Source organism: Allobosea sp. CS1GBMeth4, from assembly GCF_900185715.1.
GTDB lineage: Bacteria > Pseudomonadota > Alphaproteobacteria > Rhizobiales > Beijerinckiaceae > Allobosea.
The window spans coordinates 138606-154474 of record NZ_FYAS01000019.1 but is presented as its reverse complement, the minus strand read 5'-3'; the positions used below and the strand labels follow the sequence as shown (position 1 = coordinate 154474).

The 15869-nt window shown below is 70.2% G+C and carries 9 protein-coding genes and 1 pseudogene; 7 read left to right on the top strand and 3 right to left on the bottom strand.

Annotated elements, in window-relative coordinates; genetic code table 11:
* Positions 1–25 precede the first annotated feature (25 nt).
* Genes ccmE through CS1GBM4_RS12045 form a run of 3 tightly spaced genes read left to right on the top strand, consistent with a single transcriptional unit; the run spans position 26 to position 2959 of the window.
* Positions 26–499, top strand: coding sequence for a cytochrome c maturation protein CcmE (ccmE, locus tag CS1GBM4_RS12055; protein WP_186419090.1), 474 nt, complete (start codon positions 26–28; stop codon positions 497–499).
* 10 nt (positions 500–509) lie between these two features.
* Complete coding sequence (locus tag CS1GBM4_RS12050; RefSeq protein ID WP_186418960.1) at positions 510–2492, top strand: heme lyase CcmF/NrfE family subunit; 1983 nt, start codon at positions 510–512, stop codon at positions 2490–2492.
* A 5-nt stretch (positions 2493–2497) separates the two neighbouring features.
* Positions 2498–2959, top strand: coding sequence for a cytochrome c-type biogenesis protein (locus CS1GBM4_RS12045; RefSeq protein ID WP_186418959.1), 462 nt, complete (start codon positions 2498–2500; stop codon positions 2957–2959).
* A gap of 6 nt (positions 2960–2965) precedes the next feature.
* On the opposite strand, the gene CS1GBM4_RS12040 is transcribed toward CS1GBM4_RS12045, so the two are convergent.
* Positions 2966–3472 carry a hypothetical protein gene (locus CS1GBM4_RS12040; RefSeq protein WP_186418958.1) on the bottom strand — a complete coding sequence of 169 codons (507 nt, stop codon included), beginning with the start codon at positions 3470–3472 and terminating at the stop codon, positions 2966–2968.
* A 192-nt stretch (positions 3473–3664) separates the two neighbouring features.
* Here CS1GBM4_RS12040 and CS1GBM4_RS12035 point away from each other — a divergent pair.
* The 4 genes and pseudogenes from CS1GBM4_RS12035 to CS1GBM4_RS12020 form a co-directional block, all read left to right on the top strand.
* Positions 3665–4870 (top strand): annotated as a pseudogene (locus tag CS1GBM4_RS12035) (trypsin-like peptidase domain-containing protein); the annotation flags it as partial.
* 284 nt (positions 4871–5154) lie between these two features.
* A complete protein-coding gene (locus CS1GBM4_RS12030) occupies positions 5155–5838 on the top strand; it encodes a response regulator transcription factor (RefSeq protein WP_186418956.1) in 684 nt (227 codons plus the stop codon).
* A 40-nt stretch (positions 5839–5878) separates the two neighbouring features.
* Positions 5879–7342 carry an ATP-binding protein gene (locus tag CS1GBM4_RS12025; protein WP_186419089.1) on the top strand — a complete coding sequence of 488 codons (1464 nt, stop codon included), beginning with the start codon at positions 5879–5881 and terminating at the stop codon, positions 7340–7342.
* A gap of 110 nt (positions 7343–7452) precedes the next feature.
* Entirely contained in the window at positions 7453–10407 is a 2955-nt protein-coding gene (locus tag CS1GBM4_RS12020) for a bifunctional [glutamine synthetase] adenylyltransferase/[glutamine synthetase]-adenylyl-L-tyrosine phosphorylase (RefSeq protein WP_244607183.1), read from the top strand.
* Positions 10408–10434: 27 nt separating this feature from the next.
* Here the strand turns inward: CS1GBM4_RS12020 and CS1GBM4_RS12015 are convergent, their stop codons facing one another.
* Together CS1GBM4_RS12015 and pepN are read right to left on the bottom strand one after the other, a co-directional pair.
* Positions 10435–12426: an ATP-binding protein gene (locus CS1GBM4_RS12015; protein WP_244607182.1), complete on the bottom strand. Its 1992-nt coding sequence runs from the start codon at positions 12424–12426 to the stop codon at positions 10435–10437.
* A 765-nt stretch (positions 12427–13191) separates the two neighbouring features.
* Positions 13192–15831: an aminopeptidase N gene (gene pepN / locus CS1GBM4_RS12010; protein ID WP_186418954.1), complete on the bottom strand. Its 2640-nt coding sequence runs from the start codon at positions 15829–15831 to the stop codon at positions 13192–13194.
* Positions 15832–15869 lie beyond the last annotated feature (38 nt).

Below are 15869 nucleotides of genomic sequence, written 5' to 3'. Positions count from 1 at the left end.
CCCCACCACACCCCCGCGCAAGGGCATGACGCGCAAGCAGCGGCGCCTTGTCGTGATCGCCGCGGCCGGCGCCGTGCTCGGCCTCGCCGCCGGGCTGGTCGCCTATGCGCTGCGCGATTCGATCGTCTTCTTCTACGGGCCGACCGAAATCGTCGAGAAGAACCTCAGCCCCGGCACCCGCCTGCGCCTGGGCGGGCTGGTCGAGGCCGGCTCGGTCGAGCGTGGCCCCAACCAGCGCGTGAGTTTCGCCGTCACGGACGGAAAGACCAAGGCCGTCGTCAGCTATACCGGCCTGTTGCCGGATCTCTTCCGGGAGGGGCAGGGGGTCGTCGCCGAGGGCGTGCTGGAAGCGCCGGGGCGCTTCCGGGCCGATTCCGTCCTCGCCAAACATGACGAGACCTATATGCCGCGCGAGGTTGCCGACGCATTGAAGAAGCAGGGCCACTGGCAGCCCGGCGAAACCAAGGCCGGCGCGCCCGCGGCGCCGGCCTCGAAATAGGGCTGCGCCCGTGTTCGTCGAGATCGGTCATTTCGCCCTGGCGCTGGCGCTCGGCGTCGCCGTCGTCCAGACCATCGTCCCGCTCTGGGGCGTGGCCCGCAACGACCCGGCCCTGGCCGCGGTCGGCCCGGCGGCCGCGATCGCCTGCTTCCTCCTCGTCGCGCTCGCCTTCGGCTGCCTGACGATGTCCTATGCGCTGTCCGATTTCTCGGTCGAGAACGTCGCGGCCAATTCGCATTCGACGCAGCCGCTGATCTACAAGCTGACCGCCGTCTGGGGAAACCATGAGGGCTCGATGCTGCTCTGGAGCCTCATCCTGGTGCTGTTCGGAGCGCTGGTCGCGCTGTCACGCCGCTCGCTGCCGGTGAAGCTGCGGGCCGGCACGCTCGCGGCGCAGGGCAGCATCAGCGTCGCCTTCCTCTCCTTCACGCTGCTGACCTCGAACCCGTTCCGGCGCCTCGTTCCGGCGCCGGGCGAGGGGCAGGACCTCAACCCGATCCTCCAGGATCTCGGCCTCGCCATCCACCCGCCACTGCTCTATGTCGGCTATGTCGGCTTCTCGATCACCTATGCCTTCGCCGTCGCGGCGCTGATCGAGGGCAAGATCGACGCGGTCTGGGCGCGCGCCGTCCGCCCCTGGACCCTGCTGGCCTGGACCTTCCTGACCCTCGGCATCGCGATGGGCTCCTACTGGGCCTATTACGAGCTCGGCTGGGGCGGCTGGTGGTTCTGGGACCCGGTCGAGAACGCCTCGCTGATGCCCTGGCTCGCGGGCACCGCGCTGATTCACTCGACTGTGGTGATGGAGAAGCGCGACGCGCTCAAGGTCTGGACGATCCTGCTCGCCATCCTGACCTTCTCGCTCTCGCTGCTCGGCACCTTCATCGTCCGCTCGGGCGTCCTGACCTCGGTGCACTCCTTCGCCAGCGATCCGCAGCGCGGCCTGTTCATCCTCGGCATCCTGATCGCCTTCATCGGCGGCTCGCTGGCGCTGTTCGCCTGGCGTGCGCCGCTGCTGAAGCAGGGCGGCCTGTTCGCGCCGGTCTCGCGGGAGAGTGCGCTCGTCATCAACAACCTCTTTCTGGCGACCGCCTGCGCCACCGTCTTCATCGGCACGCTCTACCCGCTCGTGCTGGAGATGCTGACCGGCGATAAGATCTCGGTCGGCCCGCCCTTCTTCAACGCCACCTTCGTGCCGCTGCTGGTGCCGCTGCTGCTGCTGCTGCCGATCGGTCAGACCCTGGCCTGGAAGCGTGGTGACCTGCTCGGCGCCGCGCAGCGCGCCCAGGTCGCCTTCGGGCTCGGCGTGATCACGACGCTGGCGATCTTCGCTTTCGTCCGTGGCGGCCCGGTCCTGGCGCCGCTCGGCATCGGCCTCGGTGTCTTTCTCGTCGCGGGGGCGTTCTGGGAAGTCGGCGAGCGTGTCGTCGGCCGTGCCGGCAGCGCTTCGGCGGCATGGTCGCGGGCGAAGGGCCTGCCACGCTCGGCCTGGGGCACGGCGCTCGGCCATGCCGGCGTCGGCCTCAGCGTGATCGGCATCGCGGCCGTCGCCTGGGGCACGGAGGCGATCGGCATGCTCAGGGTCGGCGAGAGCCTGACGAGCGGCCGCTATACCGCGACGCTCGAGGCGGTGACGCCCCGCATCGGGCCGAATTATCGCGAGGAGGCGGCGCGCTTCCGCATCGTCGCGAACGGGGCCGAGCTCAAGCCGGTCGAGGCGATGAAGCGCGTCTATACGGCCCGCGCCATGCCGACCACCGAGGCCGGCATCCGCACAGACGGGCTCGGCCAGGTCTATGTCAGCCTCGGCGAGCCCGACGGTAGCGGCGCGATCGCGGTGCGGCTGCACGACAAGCCGCTGATCCTGCTGATCTGGATCGGCGCGCTGGTGATGGCAGTGGGCGGGGCGCTCTCGCTGACCGACCGGCGCTTCCGCCTGGCCGCGCCGCGCCGGGCGGCGGCGTCTGCGGCTCTGCCGCAGGCGGCCGAGTGACCGCGATGCGCCGCCTCCTGCTTCTCCTCTCCGCGCTCGCCCTCCTTGCCGGTCCCGCCCGGGCCGTCCAGCCAGGCGAGGTGTTGAAGGACGCGGCGCTCGAGCAGCGGGCCCGCGCGATCTCCTCCGGCCTGCGCTGCCTGGTCTGCCAGAACCAGTCGATCGACGATTCCGACGCGCCGCTCGCCAAGGACCTGCGCGTCTTGGTGCGCGAGCGCCTGGTCGCCGGCGACAGCGACAGGGCCGTGGTCGATTTCGTCGTGGCCCGCTACGGCGATTTCGTCCTGCTGCGCCCGCCGCTGAATGCGCGCACGATCGCGCTCTGGGCCGCCCCCTTCCTGATCGTGCTGATCGGAGCGGCCTTCCTCTGGCGCCGGCGCAATCGCAGCCTCGCCCCGGCCAATGCCGCGCTCACGGCCGAAGAGCAGGCGAGGCTGGACGAGCTGGTGAAGCGCGGCGACGGCTAGATCGGCCTAACGGCTGATACCGCAGCTCCGGAAAAGCTCCGCCCGGTAAGCATTGCTGCTACCTCCGGCAACCGCGTAGCCGCGTGGGCTGCCGGCGACGGGCGTTTCATAGGCGAAGTGCGCGTAGGTCCGGGCGAAGCAGGCGGCCTGCTCTCCGGCATATCCGCGCTGGGTCGCCACCCTCAGGCCGGCACGATAGGCGGATCCTGCCCTGCCGGACGACGCGCCCGCCCTGCGCTGCCGGAGATCGCCGAGCCGGTCGACGCCGCAACGGCGTTGCAGCTCGGCGTTGTAAGCCGGTGTCGAGGCCGCGAACCAGCTTTTCCGGCCGCTATGGTGTTCGACGACGACCGCGTGTTTGGCGAAGACCCGTCCATAGCATTCGGCGTCGTCGTAGCCGCGGCGCTGCGCCAGGCGGATGCCGGTTTCATAGGCCGGCAGGTCTTGCGCCAGGGCGCCGTCTCCCACGAACAGCAATGCGGCGAAGGCCAGGTGTCCAACCGCGAATCTCATTGCGACCTGCTCTTTTCGCGCGCATCGGACGTAAGGAGCATCGTGCCAGTCCCGGCGTCAAGCACGCTTCGTCTGGCGTCCGCCAACCTTACGAAACTGTCATCGTCGGGCGAAATCCGGGTAAGGCGCCGGCCGTCATGGTCCTCGTCACGAAGCAGGGAAGGCCCTGCCTCCCGCATCGAGGTGAGAACCATGACGACGCAAGAGAACAGCACCCCCGAAGTCACCGTCCGCTCGCCGGCCTCCGCCCGCTCGATCCTGAAGCGCGGCGCGATCGTCGCCGGCGCCGCGACGCTCAGCATCGGCCTGATGGCCGGTCTCGCCGATACCGTCCTCAACAGCCACGGCGCCGCCATCGCGCAGCCGATCCAGCTCTCCGGCGTGCAGCAGACGCAGCTGCCGTCCTTCGCCGACGTGGTCGACCGGGTCAAGCCCGCCGTCGTCTCCGTCCGGGTCAAGGCCAAGGTCGTCGCCAGCGCCGACGAGGAGAGCGGCCCGGCCGGCATCGAGGGCCTGCCTCCCGGCCATCCGCTCGAGCGCTTCTTCCGCCGCTTCGGCGAGGAGGGCTTCGGCCCGCGCGGGCCGCAGCAGCAGCCGCGCATGCAGCTCGCCCAGGGCTCCGGCTTCTTCATCAGCCAGGACGGCTATGTGGTCACCAACAATCACGTCGTCGCCAATGCGGCCGAGGTCCAGCTCGTCACCGATGGCGGCAAGACGCTCTCGGCCAAGGTGATCGGCACCGATCCGCGCACCGATCTCGCGCTGCTCAAGGTCAACGAGTCCGGCAATTATCCTTATGTCCAGCTCGCTTCGGGCAAGCCGCGCATCGGCGACTGGGTGCTGGCGGTCGGCAATCCGTTCGGCCTCGGCGGCACCGTGACCGCCGGGATCGTCTCGGCCCAGGGTCGCGACATCGGCTCCGGCCCCTATGACGATTTCATCCAGATCGACGCGGCGGTGAACCGCGGCAACTCGGGTGGTCCGACCTTCAACCAGAAGGGTGAGGTCGTCGGCGTCAACACCGCGATCTACTCGCCCTCGGGCGGCAATGTCGGCATCGCCTTCGCGATCCCCGCCGCCACGGTCCAGAGCGTCGTCGAGCAGCTCAAGGAGCACGGCTCGGTCGCGCGCGGCTTCATCGGCGTGCAGATTCAGCCGGTCACGGCCGAGGTCGCCGACGCCATCGGCCTGAAGGACGCCAAGGGCGCGCTGATCGCCGAGGCGCAGCACAATGGTCCGGCGGCCAAGGCCGGCCTGCGCCGCGGCGACACGATCCTGGCCGTCAACGGCGAGAAGATCGCCGACGCCCGCGAGCTCTCGCGCAAGATCGCGACCTTCGCGCCGGGCACGAAGGCGAGCCTGACGATCTGGCGCGACGGCAAGGAGCGCGAGGTCAGCTTCGAGGTCGGCCGGCAGCCGGCGGCGTGAAGCGATCCTTTCGGGGCATGCTCGGGCGCGTAGCGTCAGTCCAACTTGCAAGAGCATGTCCCGGGCGGATGGTTCTCCCGGTTGTCACGTCGCCCCCTGCCGGGAATGCCAGCCGTCACGGCGGCAGGTCGGATCGTCACCTCCGGCCTGCCGCTTTTCCGTTCGAGCGGGTTCCGGTCGGCCGACGGCCTGCTCCGCTCGCAGAAGCGGCTCCGATTTTGCGGAACCCGCTTTCCCTGGGTTAGGTTGCAGCCATGCGACTCCTGATCGTTGAAGACGATGCCGAGGCGGCAGCCTATCTGGTCAAGGCCCTCCGCGAGGCCGGCCATGTCGCCGATCACGCCCCCGACGGGCTCGAGGGCTACGCCATGGCCCAGGGCGGCGGCTACGACGTGCTCGTCGTCGACCGCATGCTGCCGCGCATGGACGGGCTCTCGGTGATCCGCTCGCTGCGCGAGCAGGGCGAGACGACGCCGGTGCTGATCCTCTCGGCGCTCGCCCAGGTCGACGATCGCGTCAAGGGCCTGCGCGCCGGCGGCGACGACTACCTCCCCAAACCCTACGCCTTTTCCGAGCTGCTCGCCCGCGTCGAGGTGCTGTCGCGCCGGCGCGGCGCGCCGGCCGCCGAACCGACGACCTACCGCATCGGCGATCTGCTGCTCGACCGGCTGGCGCACCGCGTCACCCGCGCCGGCGAGGAGATCGTGCTGCAGCCGCGCGAGTTCCGCCTGCTCGAATATCTGATGAAGCATGCCGGGCAGGTGGTGACCCGGACCATGCTGCTCGAGAACGTCTGGGACTACCACTTCGACCCGCAGACCAACGTCATCGACGTGCACGTCTCGCGGTTGCGCGCCAAGATCGACAAGGGCTTCGAGCATCCGATGATCCACACCGTCCGCGGCGCGGGATACATGGTCCGTGACACAGCTCGCTGAGGCCCGGACAGGCGAGGAAGCACCGCCGTCGGGCGGCCGCCTGCGCTTCCTGCCGCATCTCGTCCGCACCACTGCCTTCAAGCTGACGGCGATCTATCTCGTCGTCTTCGCGCTCTTCGCCGTCTTCGTGCTGGGTTACGTCGCCTGGAACGCCAAGAACCTGCTCGACGACCAGATCCGCTCGACCATCGACGCCGAGATCCAGGGCCTGGCCGAGCAGCAGCGCCTCGGCGGCATCCGGCGGCTCGTCCAGGTCATCGAACGGCGCTCGCGCGGGCCGGGTGCCTCGCTCTATCTCGTCACCACGCCGCTGGGCGAGCGCATCGCCGGCAATATCGAGGCGCTGCCGCCGGGCACGCTCGACCGGCAGGGCGAGAGCGAGATCGAGTATGCCCGCTCCTCCGAGGCGCTCAACCAGACCAATCACGCCATCGTCCGCGTCTTCATGCTGCCGGCGGGCTTCCGGCTGCTGGTCGGCCGCGATGTCGAGGAGCGCGAGAGGCTGCGCGTCGTGATCAAGCGCGCGGCCGGCTGGTCGGTCCTGCTCGTGGTCGTGCTCGGCTGCTTCGCCGGCTGGTTCGTGGCGCGCCGCGTGCTGAAGCGCATCGACGGCATGAACGACACCGCCCGCTCGATCATGGCGGGCGATCTCAAGGGGCGGCTCGCCATCGCCGGCACCGGCGACGAGCTCGACCGGCTGGCCGAGAACCTCAACGCCATGCTCGACCGCATCGGCGAGTTGATGAGCGGCATGCAGCAGGTCTCGGACAACATCGCCCACGACCTCAAGACGCCGCTGACGCGCCTGCGCAACCGGGCCGAGGAGGCCCTGCGGACAGCGCAGTCGCCCGAGCAGCTGCGCGCCGCGCTCGACGGCGCGATCGACGAGGCGGACGGGCTGATCCGGGTGTTCAACGCGCTCCTGATGATCGCGCGGCTCGAGACCCGCCAGATCACCGACAGCATGGCGCCGCTCGACCTCGCCGAGATCGTCGACGGGCTCTCCGAGCTCTACGAGCCGCTGGCGGAGGAAGCGGGGCTGACCCTGTCCGCTTCGGTGGAGCCGGGTCTCTCGCTAGTCGGCAACCGCGAATTGATCGGCCAGGCACTCGCCAACCTGATCGACAACGCCCTGAAATACGGCAAGCCCGAAGGCGGCGCGCCGGCGACCGTCGCCGTCGCCGCCCGACGTATCGGCGAGAGCGTCGAGATCGGCGTCGCCGATCATGGGCCCGGCATCCCCGAGGCCGATCGCGGCCGCGTGCTCGAGCGCTTCGTGCGGCTCGACCAGAGCCGCAGCAAGCCGGGCTTCGGGCTCGGGCTCGCGCTCGCCTCGGCGGTGGCCCGCCTGCATGGCGGCACGATCCGGCTGTCGGACAATGCGCCGGGGCTCGATGTCGTGATGTCGCTGCCCGTCGAGCCGCATCCTGTGGACAGGCCGGCCGCGGAGGCGCCGGCGGTCTCGACATCGCCGCCGGACGGCGCAGGGTTCCAGTCGGCTTGACGCGGAGGCCCGGTCGGTCCGATGACGCCGCCGTTCCGGACAAGCCGCGGCGACCGGACGACGGCGCGGTGGGCTGAACGGGGTCCGGGCCGGTGGTTGCGGAGGTCAGTGTGGGCGAGCCCTTATGCGAGCGCCTGAAGGCGGCGCCTGTCCTGCCGGCCCGTGGCAAGGTCGAGGCGATCTGGCGCGGGGAGCTGGTCGAGCGCGTGTTCGATGCCGAGGCCGGGCAGCGCCTCGCCGCACATCTCGCCGGCGATGAGGCCTCGGCCGCGCTGGTTGCCGGGATCCTCGCGCATTCGCCCTTCCTGACGCAGATCATGCGGCGTGACCCGGACGGGCTGCTCGCCTCCCTGGTCACGGATCCGGGAGAACGCCGGGACGCGCTGCTCGCCGGCATCGCCGCCTTCGCCACGCCCGAGACCGCGACCGCCGACCTGATGCGCGAACTGCGCCGCTTCCGCCAGGCGATGGCGCTGCTGGTCGCTCTCGCCGACATCGGCGGTGCCTGGGCGGTCGAGGCCGTCACCGCGGCGCTCAGCGCGACCGCCGACATGGCCGTGAGGCTCGCCAGCGAGCACGCGCTGCATCAGGCCGCGGGCCTCGGCCGGATCGCGCTCGCCGACCCCGCCACGCCCGGCAAGGGCTCCGGCCTCGTCGTCCTCGCGCTCGGCAAGCATGGCGCCGGCGAGCTGAACTATTCCTCCGACATCGACATCGTCGTCTTCTTCGATCCGGAGACGGCGGAAGCCGCCGGCGTCGCCGAGCCGTCGAGCTTCTTCGTCAAGCTCACCCAGCAGATCGCCCGCATCATCCAGGAGCGTACGCCCGACGGCTATGTCTTCCGCGTCGACCTGCGCCTGCGGCCCGATCCCGGCTCGACCCATGTCGCCGTCGCCCTGCCGACCGCCTATGCCTATTACGAGACGGTCGGCCAGAACTGGGAGCGCGCCGCGATGATCAAGGCGCGGCCCGTCGCCGGCGACCTCGATCTCGGCCGCCGCTTCATCGCCGATCTCGCCCCGTTCATCTGGCGCAAATATTTCGACTTCGCCGCCATCGCCGACATCCACGCGATGAAGCGCCAGATCCAGTCGGTGAAGGGCTTCGAGACGCTCAGCCTGCCCGGCCACAACGTCAAGCTCGGCCGTGGCGGCATCCGCGAGATCGAGTTCTTCGTCCAGACCCAGCAGCTCGTCTTCGGCGGCAGGCGCCCGGCCCTGCGCGGAGCGCGCACGCTCGACATGCTCGGCGAGCTGACGAAGGAGAACTGGATCAGCCCGCAGGCGCGCGACGAGCTGACGGAGTCCTATTGCTGGCTGCGCACCATCGAGCACCGGCTGCAGATGCGCCATGACGAGCAGACGCAGACCCTGCCGGCGGAGGCCGCCGATCTCGACGCCTTCGCCCGCTTCTGCGGCTATCCTTCGGCCAAGGCCTTCGGCAAGGAGCTCGAGGCGCATGCGCGGCGCGTCGAGGGCCATTACGCCCTCCTGTTCGAGGAGGCGCCGAGCCTCGCCAGCGAGGCCGGGTCGCTCTCCTTCACCGGCACCGAGAACGATCCCGAGACATTGGAGACCCTGGGCAAGCTCGGCTTCCGCCAGCCGGCCGCCGCCGCCGAGACGGTACGCGGCTGGCATTTCGGCCGGCGCCCCGCGGTGACCAGTGCACGTGCCCGCGAGGTGCTGACGGAACTGACGCCGGCGCTGCTGGTCGCGCTCGGCCGCACGACGGACCCGGACGGTGCGCTCGCCCATCTCGACAATGCCTTCGTGCGCATGCCGGCGGCGGTCGAGCTGCTCACCCTGCTGCGCTCGCACGAGGCGCTGCTGCAGCTCTTCGCCGAGATCCTCGGCAGCGCGCCGCGCCTCGCCAAGGTCGCCGCGCTCTACCCGCACGTGCTCGACGCGGTGATCGACCCTGCCTTCAGCGCGCCGCGGCATGACGCCGAACAGGTCGCGCAGCGTGTGCGCGCCATCATCGGCGCGCCGCCGCCCAGCGTCGAGGAGGGGCTCGACCGCATGCGTGACGCCGCCCGGCAGGAGAATTTCCTGGTCGGCGCCCGCCTCCTCTCCGGCGTGGTCAACGCGGAGCAGGCTGCGCAAGGCTATGCCGCCGTGGCGCAGGCCTGTATCCGCGCCGCCTTCGACGACACCCGCGCCGCCTTCGCCGCCGATCACGGCCTCGTGGCAGGCGCCGAAACGGTCGTGCTCGGCCTCGGCCGCCTCGGGGCCGGCGAGCTCACCCCGTCATCCGATCTCGACCTGATGCTGCTCTACGACCGGCCGGACGACGCGGAGGCGAGCGACGGCCGGCGTCCGCTCGATCCGGTGACCTGGCATGTCCGCTTCACGCAGCGTCTCGTCGCGGCGCTGACCGTGCCGACGCGGCGCGGCACGCTCTACCAGGTCGACATGCGGCTGCGCCCCTCCGGCAACAAGAGTCCGGCGGCCACCCAGTTCGAGGGCTTCAGGGCCTATCACCAGGGCGAGGCCGAGATCTGGGAGGAGATGGCGCTGACCCGCGCGCATGTCGTCGCCGGCGATGCCGTGCTGGGAGCGAGGGTCGAGACCGCGATCCGGGAGATCCTGCTGCGCAAGCGCGTGCCGGCCAAGGTCGCCGCCGCGGTCGCAGAGATGAGGGCGCTGATCGCCCGGGAGAAGGGCGAGGGCGACCCCTGGGACCTCAAGCTCGCCGCCGGCGGGCTCACCGATCTCGACTTCCTGGCGCAGTTCCTGGTGCTCGCCCATGGTCACGACCATCCCCGGCTCCTCGCCCGGACCACGGCCGGGATCTTCGCCGCGGCGCGCGACACCGGTGTCGTCACGGCCGAGGATGCCGGGCGTCTGGCGGGGGCGGCGCGCTTCCTCGGCGACGTCCAGCTCTGGCAGCGCTTCACCGTCGAAGAGGGCTTCGATCCCAAGGCCATCCCGGAGCGCGTCCTGCGCCGGATCGCGACGGCGGTCGGCCTGCCGGACGCCAGGATGCTGAAGGCCGAGCTCGACGAGCGGCGGGCGATGGTGCGCGGCCTCTTCAGGCAGATCCTGGGCGCGGCGCAGAAGGGCTGAGCCGTCTTCAGGAAGGCCTGCGAGGGTTCAGGCCGCCCGTTCCAGCTCCGCGGCTGCCGGGCTCTTCAGCGGCAGGTGGACCATCACGATCGTGCCCGAGCCCATGATCGAGCGGATCCGGAGCGATCCGCCATGCAGCTCGGCCAGCGAGCGCGCGATGGCGAGGCCGAGCCCGGACCCGCCATGGCTGCGGATGAGGTCGCCCTCGACCTGCTCGAACGGACGGCCGATGCGGCCGAGCTTTTCGCGCGGGATGCCGATGCCGCTGTCCTCGACATAGAGGTTGAGGGCGTCGGACGCCGGCTTGATGCGCACGGCGATCCTGCCGCCCTCGGGCGTGAACTTGACCGCATTGTCGACGAGGTTCTCGACGATCTGGAAGAGGGCGTGCGAGTCCGCTTCGAGCCGCAGGTCGCTGCCGAGATCGCTGGTGAGGGAGAGCCGCTTGCGCGCGATCGCCTCGCGGTGGCAGCTGATCGCTTCGTCGACCACGAGGTCGAGCGCGACCTCGGTCTTCTCCAGTTCGACCTTGCCGGATTCGAGCCTGGCCATGTTGAGGATGTCGTTGATCACAGCGAGCAGGTAGCCGCCGCTGGAGCGGATGTCGCGGACATATTCGACATAGCGCTCGGAGCCGAGGGGGCCGAACAGCCCGTCGTCCATGATCTCCGAGAAGCCGAGGATGGCGTTGAGCGGCGTACGCAGCTCGTGGCTCATATTGGCGAGGAATTCGGACTTGGCCCGGTTGGCGCTTTCGGCTGCGGCCTTCTGCTCGAGGTAGAGCTCGGCCAGTTCGGCGAGCTGCTGGGCCTGCGTTTCCAGCTTCTGGCGCGAGGCCTTGAGGTCCGTGACGCTCTTGAGCAGCTCGTGCTCCGAGCGGGTCAGGCGCTCCTCCTGCTGCTTCAGCATGGTGATGTCGGTGCCGACCGAGACCGAGCCGCCGTCCTTGGTGCGGCGGCCGTTGATCTGCAGCCAGCGCCCATCGGAGAGCTTCGCCTCGTAGGAGTGGCTGCCGGAGCTCGCCCGCGTGCTGCGCACCGGCTCGCGGTCGATGCTCGGCTGGGCGCTGTGGCTCATGATCTGCTCATAGGCCGTGCCGGTCCTCACCAGTTCCGGGGGCAGCTTGTGCAGCTGCTGGTATTTGGCGTTGCAGAGCACGAGCTTCTGCTCGGCGTCCCAGAGCACGAAGGCTTCCGAAATCGCCTCGACCGCGTCGCGCAGCCGGGCGTCGGCGGTCGCGGTGCGCGCCGCCATGCGGCGCTGCTCGGAGATGTCGACGACGATGCCGACGAGATGCTGCGCGCCGGTGCGCCGGTCCGTCACCAGCTCGGCCCGGGCCTTGAGCCAGACCCAGTCGCCGGAGGCGTTGCGGACGCGGAATTCCTGGTCGAGATGATTGGTCTCGCCGCGGCTGACCGCATCGGCCAGGGCGTAGAGGTCGGCGTCTTCGGGATGGATGAAGGCGTTGACCTCGCCGAAGGACATGAACTCGCCGGCGCGGTCGTAGCCGAGCATGGCGTACATCGAGTCCGACCAGTACATCCGGCCCCGGGCCAGGTCCCAGTCCCACAGGCCGCAATGGCCGCGGCTGAGCGCCGTGTCGATGCGGTCGCGCACGCAGTCGCAATCCTCGTCGGCGGCGCGGGCGCGCCGCGACTGCAGCACGAAGGCGGCGGTGATGCCGGCGAGCACGATCGCCGCGGAGCTGAACAGCACGAGGATCGAGCGCCGGCGTTCCTCCCAGGCGGACAGCGCCCGCTTCACCGGATGCAGCACGGCGATCTGCCCCAGCGGGGCTGCGAGGTTGCGGACGGTGGCGAGGGCTTCGATGCCGCCCGGCAGCGTGATCGGCATGACGCCGGCGCGGTCGGCGAAGGCGGTCAGCGCCTGTCCGGGGCCGAGCAGGTCGACGAGGTTGCGCTCGCTCGCGCCGAGCGCCGGCTCGCCGCCGACGACGCGGCCGCCGGCGTCGCTGACATAGGCGATGCGGCCGCGGCCGGCGATGTGCCTGGTCGTCAAGGGAGTCAGCGTGCTTTCCGGGCGCTTGCCGTCCTTCGAGGCTAGATCGAGCTCGCGCACGAGCAATGCGGCGAGTGCGTCCAGGTCCGTTGCTGCATCGTCGAGCGCGTCGTCGCGCAGGGCGCTGGTTTGAACATACGCTCCGAGCGCAAGCAGTAAGACGAAGCCGGCGACGAGCGCCGGAATGACTTTCCGGAACGTCGGCTCCAGCTGTTCGAAGCGCTGATAGAGCGGATGGGTCAGGGACCGTGCTACGCCGAGAACTGAATTTGCGCGCACGTGTGCGCAAGCCGCGTCTGCACGCGTCATGCCCGTCCCCCTTCGGAAGCGATGTACCGACAGTAAGATCGGGAGACGTGCCGCATCTCCGAATCAGTGTCAGTTGAATCCGGAGGGGGTATTTTGTCTAGCGGAAACTTCTCCAATTCGATGCTTTTGCGCGCAAGGGTTGTGGTCGCGAATCGGTTGAATCCTGCGCGCGCAGGACTTCGTTAACCTTTGACCGGGCGGCTGGTTAACGCGGATTCACGGCGGGATGAGCAGCGCCTTTTCGCCGTTCCGCGGCGTTGCGCGGCGGCAGGCCCGCAACCCTCGAGCGCGGGCCGGTCCGGGGGCTCCGCTGCCTGCGCCAGGCCTCCTCCGGCGCGACCGTGCTCGTGGGTCCGGGCCCGGCCTGCGCCGGAGATCCGGAAGCGTTCCCTGCGCTGCTCGATCCCGCCCGCGGGGCTCGCGACGCGGAGCGGGAGATCGGCGGCGCCGCCCGCGTCAGGCCAGCGAGCGGGCGGCGATGTCGGCGACGTCGCGTGACAGGTTCGGCGTGTTGTGGACCATGCGCAGCGCGGCCTCCGCCCTGGCCCGGCGCCCGGCTTCCAGCATGCGCCAGGTCTTGAACGAGCCGAGCAGGCGGGAGGCGACCTGCGGGTTGGTCCGGTCGAGCGCGATCACGATGTCGGCGACGAAGCCGTAGCCCTCGCCATCGGCCCGGTTGAACTGGGTCAGGTTGGCGGCGAAGCCGCCGATCAGGCTGCGCACGCGGTTTGGATTGCCGAGCGAGAAGGCGGGGTGGCCCATCAGGCCCTTGACCCGGGCGAGGGTACCGTCCTCCGCGATGAGCGCCTGCGCCATCAGCCATTTGTCGAGCACCAGCGGCTCGCGGGCATAGAGTTCGCCGAAGCGCGTGATCAGCTCCTCGCGCTCGGGCCCCGGAACGAGCGTCATCGCGGCCAGCGCCGCGAGCCGGTCGGTGAGGTTGTCGGCTTCCGCGAACTGCGCCAGCGCCGCGCGCGCGCCCTCGGCCGGAGCCCCGAGTGCGATCAGGCCGAGCGCCTCGTTGCGCAGCGCACGCCGGCCGGCGGGAGCCGCGGCCGGCGAATAGGGGCCGCGTTCGGCGAGGCTGCCGCGCAGCTCGGCGAGCTGTCGCACGAGCGCTGCGCCGATCGCAGCCGAGAGCCGGCGATGGGCGCCGTGCACGACGGCCGGGTCGACATCGGCGCCGATCTCGCGGGCGATGTCGGCCGGCGCCGGCAGTCGCAGGGCCTGCGCCGCGAAGGCGGGGTCGGCCTGGGCCGGGCCGGCGAGGAAGGCGGACAGCGCCTCGGCGAGCGCCGAAGCCGTCGTATCCAGCGTGGTCATGTCGCCCCTGCCGGCGCGCACCAGCGCCCGTGTCGCCACGGTCTGCAGCGCCTGCCAGCGATTGAAGGAATCGCTGTCGGCGGTGAACAGGGTCAGGAGCTCGCTGTCGCCGAGGTCGAGCTCGAGCCTGACCGGGGCGGAGAAGCCGCGCAGCAGCGACGGTGTCGGCGCCTCCCGCACATCGGTGAAGGTGACGGAGAGCGACGGACGGTCGAGCACGACCACGCCGCCGGCCTTCAGGGCCGGCGAGATGCTGGTGAGCGGCAGGTCGCCACCCTTGCCGACGAGGCCGAGCGCGACCGGTATGACCATCGGCTGCTTCTCCGGCTGGCCGGGCGTCGGCGGCGTCGACTGGGCGAGCTGCAGCGTATAGCTCTTCGCCTGCGCGTCGTATTTGCCGGACGCGACCACGGTCGGCGTGCCGGCCTGCTCGTACCATCTGGCGAAATGGGCGAGATCCTGCCCGGAGGACTCGACGAAGCAGTCGAGGAATTCCTCGATCGTCGCGGCCGTGCCGTCGCAGCGCTCGAAATAGAGGTCCATGCCGCGCGCGAAGGCGTCCTCGCCGATCAGCGCCTTGAGCATGCGGATCACCTCCGCGCCCTTCTCGTAGACCGTCGGTGTGTAGAAGTTGTTGATCTCCTTGTAGGCACGCGGCCTGACCGGATGGGCGAGTGGGCCGGCATCCTCCGAGAACTGCGTCGCGCGCAGCGTGCGCACATCGGCGATGCGCTTCACCGGGCGCGAGCGCTCGTCGGAGGAGAACTCCTGGTCGCGGAAGACGGTGAGGCCCTCCTTGAGGCAGAGCTGGAACCAGTCGCGGCAGGTGATGCGGTTGCCGGTCCAGTTGTGGAAGTACTCGTGCGCGATGATCGCCTCGATCGAGGCGTAGTCGCCGTCGCTCGCCGTCAGCGGGTCGGCGAGCACGTATTTGTCGTTGAAGATGTTGAGGCCCTTGTTCTCCATCGCGCCCATGTTGAAGTCGGACACGGCGACGACGTTGAACACGTCGAGATCGTAATTGCGGCCGAAGACGCGCTCGTCCCAGCGCATGCAGCGCACGAGGCTGTCCAGCGCCCAGCCGGCGCGCCCGGCCTTGCCCGGCTCGACATAGACCGCGAGCTCGACCTTGCGGCCGTCGGCCGTGACGTAAGGCTGCCGGACATGGTCGAGCCTGCCGCCGACCAGCGCGAACAGATAGGCCGGCTTCGGATGCGGATCGTGCCAGACGGCGAAATGCCGTTCGCCGCCGGGCAGCTCCGCCGCCGCGACGAGGTTGCCGTTGGAGAGCAGGACCGGCACCTGCGCCTTGTCCGCTTCGAGCCGGACCGTATAGACGCTCATCACGTCGGGCCGGTCGAGGAAATAGGTGATGCGGCGGAAGCCGTCGGCCTCGCATTGCGTGCAGTAGACGCCGCCGGAGCGATAGAGCCCCATCAGCTTGGTGTTCGCGCTGGGATCGAGCGTCGTCTCGATCCCGAGCGAGAACGGCCGTGCCGGCGGTGCGGCGATCGTCAGCCCCTGCGGCGACACCGCATAGGCGGACGGATCGAGCGGGCGATCGTCGAGCGCCAGCGAGTCCGGCGTCAGCTCGTCGCCATCGAGCACGAGCGGCGCGCCGGCATGGCCGGCCGGGTTCGGCCGGAGCTTCAGCAGGGCGCGTACCCTGGTCCGCGTCGGATCGAGGACGATGTCGAGGTCGACGGTGTCGATCAGCCAGTCGGAGGGGCGGTAGTCCTCGAGGCGGATCAGCGGGGCGTCTTCGGCGCGCATGGGCTCGGCTCGCTTCCTTCGGTCGCTCTTATCTATGA